Annotated in this window: 8 protein-coding genes; all 8 read left to right on the forward strand. The window is 51.6% G+C overall.

All coding sequences use genetic code 11. The features are described 5' to 3' along the window. Window positions 1-109: 109 nt before the first annotated feature. The 8 genes from cas3 (at window position 110) to cas2e (ending at window position 8,752) form a co-directional block, all read left to right on the forward strand. A complete protein-coding gene (cas3, locus tag LX59_RS12015) occupies window positions 110-2,791 on the forward strand; it encodes a CRISPR-associated helicase Cas3' (protein ID WP_144572131.1) in 2,682 nt (893 codons plus the stop codon). 256 nt (window positions 2,792-3,047) lie between these two features. Then, entirely contained in the window at window positions 3,048-4,583 is a 1,536-nt protein-coding gene (casA, locus tag LX59_RS12020) for a type I-E CRISPR-associated protein Cse1/CasA (protein ID WP_144572132.1), read from the forward strand. Beyond that, on the forward strand, window positions 4,580-5,134 hold the full coding sequence (gene casB, locus LX59_RS12025) for a type I-E CRISPR-associated protein Cse2/CasB (RefSeq protein WP_246118750.1): 555 nt from the start codon (window positions 4,580-4,582) through the stop codon (window positions 5,132-5,134). Before casA ends, casB begins: the two co-directional genes overlap by 4 nt. 16 nt (window positions 5,135-5,150) lie before the next feature. Further along, on the forward strand, window positions 5,151-6,284 hold the full coding sequence (gene cas7e / locus LX59_RS12030) for a type I-E CRISPR-associated protein Cas7/Cse4/CasC (protein ID WP_144572134.1): 1,134 nt from the start codon (window positions 5,151-5,153) through the stop codon (window positions 6,282-6,284). A gap of 2 nt (window positions 6,285-6,286) precedes the next feature. After that, window positions 6,287-6,952: a type I-E CRISPR-associated protein Cas5/CasD gene (cas5e, locus tag LX59_RS12035; protein ID WP_144572136.1), complete on the forward strand. Its 666-nt coding sequence runs from the start codon at window positions 6,287-6,289 to the stop codon at window positions 6,950-6,952. Further along, window positions 6,927-7,538 carry a type I-E CRISPR-associated protein Cas6/Cse3/CasE gene (cas6e, locus tag LX59_RS12040; protein WP_144572138.1) on the forward strand — a complete coding sequence of 204 codons (612 nt, stop codon included), beginning with the start codon at window positions 6,927-6,929 and terminating at the stop codon, window positions 7,536-7,538. The genes cas5e and cas6e overlap by 26 nt, the downstream gene beginning before the upstream one ends. Beyond that, on the forward strand, window positions 7,539-8,453 hold the full coding sequence (gene cas1e / locus LX59_RS12045; RefSeq protein WP_211354851.1) for a type I-E CRISPR-associated endonuclease Cas1e: 915 nt from the start codon (window positions 7,539-7,541) through the stop codon (window positions 8,451-8,453). It abuts the gene before it with no gap. Then, on the forward strand, window positions 8,453-8,752 hold the full coding sequence (gene cas2e, locus LX59_RS12050; RefSeq protein ID WP_144572139.1) for a type I-E CRISPR-associated endoribonuclease Cas2e: 300 nt from the start codon (window positions 8,453-8,455) through the stop codon (window positions 8,750-8,752). Before cas1e ends, cas2e begins: the two co-directional genes overlap by 1 nt. Window positions 8,753-8,852: the final 100 nt, after the last annotated feature.

Here is an 8,852-nt window from a genome sequence, read left to right on the forward strand (position 1 = left end):
GCCAGTATTTCAGTGCGCTGTGGTTGTTTTTTGAGCAGGGTGGAGCTTGATTGGATAATGATATCTTGTATAAATAACCAGTTTGTTAGCCAAGGATTAGGTCGTTGCTATGTTAGATGGCTTTTTAAACCAATTTTCTGAATTACCAGCACCTGTTCGAGCGCTTTGGGCTAAGAGCGATGAGACTTTTGGTCATCCGCTACTGGGCCATATGCTGGATGTGGCGGCCACTACTAAAGTTATTTTAGGTTTTGAGCCTCCCTCCACAATAGCTTGGTTGGCTCAGGCTTTGGGGTTACCTCAAGCTGCCGTAGTGCCTTGGTTAGCCGTTTTGGTGGGGTTGCATGATTTTGGTAAGGCTATTCCTGGTTTTCAGAGTAAATGGCCACAGGGACAGCAAGCCGACCAAGCACAGGGGCTCGATTTTAATCCCCGCTCCTGCAAGGTTACGCGCCATGATCTAGCAACCGCCGCGTTGTTACACCAGCCGCTACAAGAGTTAATGCCCTTCATTCCAGAAGTATTGCGGGATTTACTGCAAGCCTTGGGCGCACACCACGGCTACCATCCCAACTCCATTGAGATCAGCCAATCCAAACCCTATAGAGAGTCCTCTGCGTGGTTAGAGGCGCGCAGAACTTTGCTGGAAGTCTATTGGCAAGTGCTTAGTCCCGAAGCGCAGCCACAAGTGGAAACATTGAGTCTGCCTGTTGTTAATTGGTTTGCGGGGTTAACCGCAGTAGCTGACTGGATTGCCTCTAATCGCCAGTGGTTTCCTTTGGGTGAGCGTCAAGATGATCTAAAAGACTACCATCAGCACGCTTGTCTATTAGCTCAGAAGGCTTTGCAAGATATTGGATGGTCAGTTGCGCCGTTGGTGGGTGGGTTTACACCAGAGGTTAGCCTAGAGCATTTATTGGGACGGGTAATGGGACGATCCACCGCTGTGGAGGCGCGCCCTTTGCAGCAGGTGGGCGATAAGCTGCTGTCCTCAGTCCAAGGGCCGTCTTTATTGTTGGTTGAAGCCCCGATGGGTGAGGGTAAAACGGAGTTAGCTTTTTTGGCGCACTTGCGTTTACAGGCCGCCAATCAACATCGTGGTCTTTACGTAGCGCTACCGACACAAGCCACCAGCAATGCTTTATTTAGTCGGGCTCTTACTTTTTTGCACGCCTTTACCTCCGACCCTTTGGATATACAGTTAGTGCATGGTGGCGCTGCGATGAATGAGCAGATACGCCATCTAAAAAGTGTTGATCAATCCTCCACAGAAAGCCTAAGTGCTTCGGCATGGTTTTCCCAAAAGCGTCGTCCATTACTGTCGCCTTATGGTGTAGGGACGGTGGATCAAGCATTATTGTCCGTCTTAAACGTCAAACACCACTTTGTACGGCTTTGGGGATTGGGTAATAGGGTTGTGGTATTGGATGAGGTACATGCCTACGATGCCTATACCAGCGGCTTAATTGAAACCCTACTGCAATGGCTGAAAGCGCTGGGTAGCTCGGTGGTATTGATGAGTGCCACCTTACCAGAGGCGAAGCGCCAATCCTTGATGGCGGCTTGGGGCATTAAGGCTGCTGATATTCCTTCCCTCGCTTATCCACGGCTATTGCTGGCTGATCAACAAGGCGTGCGGGGCGCGCATTTTGAGGCTCGTCCTTTGCCGGTGATCCAGCTAAGGCATACCCTAGAAACGCTGGAAGCTCTTGCTGCTGAGGTACTGGCGCAAATAGCCCAAGGAGGTTGCGGGGCAGTCATTGTAAATACGGTGGACAGAGCTCAGCAGCTCTATCTGCTCTTGCGCCCACAGTTAGAAGAAGACATCCCTGTCCTGTTATTCCATGCCCGTTTTCCAGCTAATCAGCGAGCGGATTCAGAAAAGCGTGTACTGGGAAGCTTTGGCACAACAGGTCAGCGTCCTGATCGTGGATTGTTGATTGCAACACAGGTAGCTGAACAATCCTTGGACTTAGACTTTGATTTTATGCTCACCGATTTAGCCCCTGTGGATTTGCTGCTACAACGCGCGGGGCGTTTACATCGCCATCAACGGCAACGGCCTTTAGCACATACACAACCCCGATTATGGGTTGCAGGGCTTAATCCACATTCTTTACCTGAACTCACGGAAACAGCTTGGGAGTTTGTGTATGACGCTTATTTATTAGGTCGTACTTGGGCTTTGTTGTCGCGTGAGTCTGAATTGCATTTACCTCAAGACATTGACCGCCTAGTGCAAGCAGTTTACAGCGACGAACCTTTGCCGGATGACTTAGATGAGGCCACCCGCGACCATATAGAGCTGCAAGCCTATGGTGAATACCGTGCTGAAATTAAGAACCAGCAAACACGCGCCTTTGGAGTCAGTATTGATCCTTTAGCACAAACCTGTGATGCCTACTTGGATAAGCCACGTGGTAAGGAAGAAGGCGAAGGATTGGGTTTGGTTAACAGCACACGTTTAGGCGAGGACAGTCTAAGTTTGATCCCGCTGTGTCAACGCCCAGAAGGTTTGGGGTTCAGCCAAACCTCTGAAATTTTGAGCCTTGATCAAAAGCTAAACGATGATTTAGCTAACCAGCTTTATGCGCGTCAGTTGCGTGTCAGTCGTAAAGCATTGGTTCAACACTTTTTGGCTCAGGCTTTACCCCATGCTTTGGCGGAGCATCCTCTGTTGCGTGATTGCCGAATCTTGCCTTTGCACGACAATCGCTACTCTGTCAGTGAGCATCTAAGGCTGCATTTAGATGAGGTCTTGGGGCTGGTGATTGAAAAGCTGGAGGGGTGATCCCCTCCAAATTTTCGGCATCCCCACAACCGTGGGGAAAAGGTGCTTGCTTCCCTGATTTTGAAGAAGCTACTTGGTTCATCCTGGCTAAAAACGGGCTAGGAAATAACGCAAAGCCATTCTAATGCAACGAGGAAAAGATTTTTTCTTTTTAAGAACCTACTCTTTGACATTAGTCGCGAAGGAGCATACCTTTAGCTCATTCCGCTTTGAGAGGGAAAGTCTGATGCTGTCTCTAACCTAAGGAATGGACGATATGACGAGCGCCTTTAACCTGTTGGATGAACCTTGGTTGCCTGTGCGTACTCAAGGAGGGGCGATTATTGAGCTTGGGCTGCTGGAGGTTTTTGCACAGGCGGATCGTATTGTAGCTTTAGCTGAAACGGCACCGCCTAGCCTAGTGGCCCAATATCGGCTGTTGCTGGTCATTCTGCACCGAGCTCTAAGTAGTCAGGATAGCCAAGAGTTTCGTTTGAAAGGGGCACGCCAATACTACGCAAAGGGCTTACCCCTTGCTGACATTCAAGCCTATTTAGAGCGTTGGCGTGATCGCTTTTGGTTGTTTGATACCCAGCATCCCTTTATGCAGGCGGCTATTTTGGGAGTGGCGGAAGAAACCTGTACCAAGCAAAAGCCGTGGACGCAAATTTCTCTAGCCAGCGCCAATGGCAATACTCCCGTGGTATTTGACCATTCTTACGATAGTGAGCCGCGCGCCATCAGCTTTGCTGAGTGCCTGCGTACCTTGCTGGGATACTTACAGTTTGTGCCGGGGGGATTGGTTAAAACCCTGCGTGATTCTGACAAAGCGGGGCCGCTGGCCAATACCGCCGCTATCCTGCCCCAAGGCCAAACGTTGGCTAAAACCCTATGTCTGGCACTGCACTCAGCCACTCGGCAGGGTGTGGAAGACTTACCCTGCTGGGAGCAGTCGCCCGTAACGCTAGCCGATTTGCGCGCAGCTCCTAAGCTAGCCACTGGCCCCAATGATCGCTATACCCGCTTAAGCCGCGCGGTGCTGTTGCTCCCTGAGCCAGAGGGGGGCATCCGCTGGTTGCGTTTTGCTGCTGGGGTGGCTTTAGAGGAAGATCCTCATCTTCCCGATTCTATGGCCTGTTTTCGAAAAGGCAGTACCGGGCCAGTACGTCTGACCTTTACCGAAGGGCGTGCCCTGTGGCGTGATTTACCTGCCTTAGTCCCAAACCCCGAAAATGCCTCGCATCCAGCGGCAGTTTTGAATTATGCAACTCGCATTACCTATGACAGTAATTTGCCGGTATTAGTGGCTGGTTTAGCCAGTGATCAAGCTAAGTTACTGCGCTGGCGGGCTGAACAGTTAGTGATGCCTGTATCCTTATTCGTAGATGTGCAGCAAGCTCAATTAGTCCGCGATATCGTAAAAGAAGCAGAAGACCTCTTTACCCAAATTCGCAGCTTGGCTACCAAGATGATTGCTGAGGCTTTGCCGGACTCTCACAACAAAGAAACCTTTAGCAAAGCCCGTAGCCTCTTTGATAGTGGCCCCTCAGCCGCGTTGTATTTTTCCACAGCAGAGCGTCAATTGTCCCAAGTATTGGACTTAGTCTCCCAAAATCAGGACGAGCAAGCTGAGCAGCTATGGCAGCAGGCTCTGGCCCAAGCAGCTCGTTCCGTATGGGGCCGATTGTTGGCAGGTATGGGGGGCTCAGTTCAGGCTTTACGGGCGGATGCCCTGTACTGGCCGCGTTTTTGTGGGTTGCTCAATGAACATCTGCCGGAACACAAAGTAGCCAAGGAGGCTGTCGCTCCATGAAGTCCGAATACGCCATGTCCTTTATCCAATATTTGGAGCGGCTAACACCTCAAGGACAAAATAAGGGGAATCCCGGGGCTTTAGCCCGTTTGCGCCACAGTTTGGCTTTTGCTCCGGGGGCTTATCCGGCCGCTTATCCCTATGTGGAGCCTTTTTTGAAGTTAGAGTGGGAGGCTCAAGATAAACGCCGATTGGCTTGTTACTTGGTAGCAGGGCTCTACGCCAAACATCCCCAGCAAGCGGAACAGTCCTTGGCTGGTGCTCTAGGTGTGCTGTGGAGCCATAAAGAGAAAAGCCCCAGCATTGAGCAGCGTTTTGTGGCGCTGTTGGGCACAGATGCCGGCAGTTTAGCGGATCACCTACGCCAAAGTATCAGCTTATTGGCCAGTGCCGATATTGGCTTGAACTATGGCGAGTTATTGGACGATTTATTCATTTGGATGAATCCAGCATTCGATCTTGATCGTATTCGTCAGCGATGGGCACGGGAGTTTTATCGGGCTGCTTATCGTGAAACTGAAGCAAACAACACCTCAAATTCCCACGTATAAGGAAAGGGATAACCTCATGGGCTTTTTTATCGAACTGCATCTGATCCAAAACTTTGCGCCTTCCAACCTCAACCGCGATGACACGGGAGCGCCTAAGGATGCACTCTTTGGTGGTCAGCGCCGGGCACGGGTGAGCAGTCAGTGTTTTAAGCGAGCCACTCGTTTAGCCGTAGCTGAACATGAATTATTACCTGTGGCTCATCGTGGCATCCGTACCCAACGGCTTCAGGAGTTACTCTTGGCTCGTCTTAATGGGCGGGAAGAGGCAGAGGCTAAAGGTCGTATTGAAGCAGCTTTGGCAGCGGCAGGTTTAAAGCTTAAAGACGACGGCAAAACCCAGTATCTGCTGTTTCTAGGCCAAACAGAAATTGCTCGTTTTGCGGAATTGATTGAGCAGCATTGGGATGTGCTGGTGCCAGTAGCCGCAGGCAAGAGCAAAAAAGACGCTAAAGCCAGCTTACCGCCTGAGGTTGTCAAGCAAGCCAAAAGTATCCTAGACGGTGGTAAGGCAGTGGACGTGGCCTTATTTGGCCGCATGTTGGCGGATTTGCCAGAAGTCAATCAAGATGCTGCTTGCCAAGTGGCTCATGCCATCAGTACCCATAGGGTAGAGCGCGAGTTTGACTATTTTACCGCTGTAGATGACGAAAATACCCGCGCGGATACCGGCGCAGGCATGATCGGTCAGGTAGAGTTTAACTCGGCTACGTTGTATCGCTATGCCCTGCTGGATGTGCCTAAGTTACTGAGCAACTTACAAGGCGATCAGGAGTTAACCCTGTCAGCGGTCGAAGCCTTCGTAAAAGCCTTTAGTTTGGCTATCCCCACGGGTAAGCAAAACAGCTTTGCAGCTCACAACGCTCCTGAGTTTATTGGCATCAGCATTCGCCACAGCTTACCGCTTAACTTGGCCAATGCTTTTGAAAAACCCGTATTGCCCCGCCATGATCAGCCACTTACTGGGCTGTCGGTTAAAGAGTTGGCTGCTTATGAGCAACGCCTAGCAACGGCCTATGCTTCAGAGCAGGATGCTTGGGGTTATTTAGACCTCACTGGACAATGGCCAAGCGGTAAAGGGCAAGCCTCTGAATCCTTGCAAGCCTTAGTGCGCTGGGTGCGAGAGCAAGTGGTTAATGGACTGGGAGTTTAACAATGGCCACCTTGCTGCTGCGTCTGCAAGGGCCGCTGCAATCTTGGGGAACTACCAGCCGCTTTGATGAGCGTGATACTCAGTTGGAGCCCTCTAAGTCCGGCGTTCTTGGTCTGGTCTGTGCGGCCTTGGGACGTGACCGCTCTGAGCCGGTCGAGGACTTAGCCGCTCTAAAAATGGGTGTTCGGATTGATCGGGAAGGTACGCCCATGCGTGACTACCAGACAGCCACCGGCGTGCGCATTGCGTCGGGTAAAGCCGATCTGGAGCGCACTGTGGTGAGTCCGCGCTTTTATCTGGCCGATGCCCTATTTTTGGTGGGTTTAGAGGGAGAGCGTTCTGTGTTGCAACGGATTGAAACGGCCTTACGTAATCCTGTTTGGCCCCTAGCTTTAGGGCGCAAAAGTTTTGTGCCCAGTGCGCCTGTATTTTTGCCAGATGCGCTGTTAGATACTTCGTTACTAGAAGCTTTGCAGCACTGGCCTTTATTGAGTAAAGGGGATACGGCTAAGACTAAGCGTTTTGTGTTAGAGCATGCTAGCGAGGGAGCTGTGCGTTTAGATCAGCCCGTAGCTCCCTTTATTGAGCGTCGCTTTGGGCCGCGTTTTGTATTATCGCAGTCTTTGTCGGTGGGAGGTACGCATGTATCTGACGCGCCTGCGGCTTAATCCTAATACTGGATTGGCTCGCCGAGACCTAGGTAGCCCTTACGAAATGCACCGCACCTTGGTACGCGCCTTTGTTGCAGATGAGAGCAGCTCCGCTCCGCGCTTTTTATGGCGGCAAGAGGTTAATACCGCTTGGGCTGATCCGATATTGCTGGTGCAAAGTAGCGAAGCACCTGACTGGTCTTACCTAGAAGCTGTGCCGCAGTATCTAAAGCAAGCACCGGAAGTTAAACAACTGGATGCACAGCAACTGGTTAATGATGGAGGCCGCTATCGTTTTCGCTTGCAGGCTAATCCCACTGTAACCCGTGACGGCAAACGGCTGGGGTTGCTTGGGGAAGAAGCTCAGTTAGCTTGGTTGATACGTCAAGCCAATCGTCATGGGTTTCGAGTAGAGGCGGCCTTGGTAACGGGTAGTGATCGCCTATCCACGCCTAAAGCGAGTCAGCGTATTACTTTGCAGCGGGCCTGCTTTGAAGGGCGTTTAGTGGTAGAGGATACCAATCGATTCGCTCAAGCCCTATTAGAGGGTATTGGCCCAGCTAAAGCTTTTGGTTGTGGTTTATTGAGCGTAGGAAAACTCTAAATGCTCCCCCCACTCAAACCCCTACCGATGAAAGACCGCGTGTCGATGGTCTTCGTTGAATACGGCCAGATTGATGTTCTGGACGGAGCCTTTGTAGTCATCGACAAAAATGGCGTGCGTAAACACATTCCCATAGGCTCCGTGGCTTGCCTGATGTTGGAGCCGGGAACCCGCGTCTCCCATGCCGCTGTTAATTTGGCAGCCACTGTGGGAACACTGTTGGTGTGGGTCGGAGAGGCTGGTGTGCGGCTATACGCCAGCGGCCAACCCGGAGGGGCGCGTTCGGATCGGTTGTTGTATCAGGCCAAGCTGGCTTTGGACGATGAACTGCGTCTGAAAGTGGTGCGCAAAATGTACGAGCTGCGTTTTGGCGAACCTGCACCGGCGCGTCGTAGTGTCGAACAGTTGCGCGGTATTGAAGGCGCACGGGTACGGGAAACCTACAAGCTGTTGGCCAAACAATATAAGGTGAACTGGCAAGCCCGCAATTACGATCGGCACGAATGGGATGCTGCCGATGTACCCAATCGCTGCTTATCGGCAGCTACTTCGTGTCTGTATGGTATTACCGAGGCGGCAGTGTTGGCAGCGGGTTATGCTCCAGCGGTGGGTTTTATTCATACCGGCAAGCCGCTGTCTTTTGTGTACGACATTGCCGATCTGTTCAAGTTTGAAACCGTCGTACCTTTGGCCTTTCGGTTAGCGGCTAAAACGCCTGCCAATCCTGAGCGAGAGGTGCGGATTGGCTGTCGGGATTTGTTTCGCTCCAGCAAATTGCTCGGGCGCATCATTCCCACTATTGAGGAGGTATTGGCCGCCGGTGAAATTAAGCCGCCCGAAGCGCCGCCAGAGTCCGTGCCGCCTGCAATTCCTAATCCAGAATCACATGGCGACATTGGGCATCGGAGCCGCTGATGAGTTTTTTAGTGGTAGTCACTGAAAACGTGCCGCCGCGCTTGCGAGGGCGACTGGCGATCTGGCTGTTGGAAGTCAGAGCTGGGGTGTATATCGGTGATGTTTCGCGTCGTACACGGGAAATGATCTGGGAACACCTTAGTGCTGGTTACGAAGAGGGCAATGTGGTGATGGCTTGGGCCAGCAACACGGAATCCGGTTATGAATTTCAAACCTTAGGGGCTAATCGGCGCATTCCCATTGACTACGATGGGTTACGTTTAGTGGCTTTTTTACCCCCTGAAAACCCCGATCTTTAACAAGTAAAAAGTTGGTAGATTTTTAGTGTACCAATTTTCCTTTGTGGAACAGTTGGTTATGCTAAGTGTGTTCCCCGCAGCCGCGGGGATGAACCGCCAC

It is taken from the genome of Azomonas agilis (genome assembly GCF_007830255.1).
Classification (GTDB): domain Bacteria; phylum Pseudomonadota; class Gammaproteobacteria; order Pseudomonadales; family Pseudomonadaceae; genus Azomonas; species Azomonas agilis.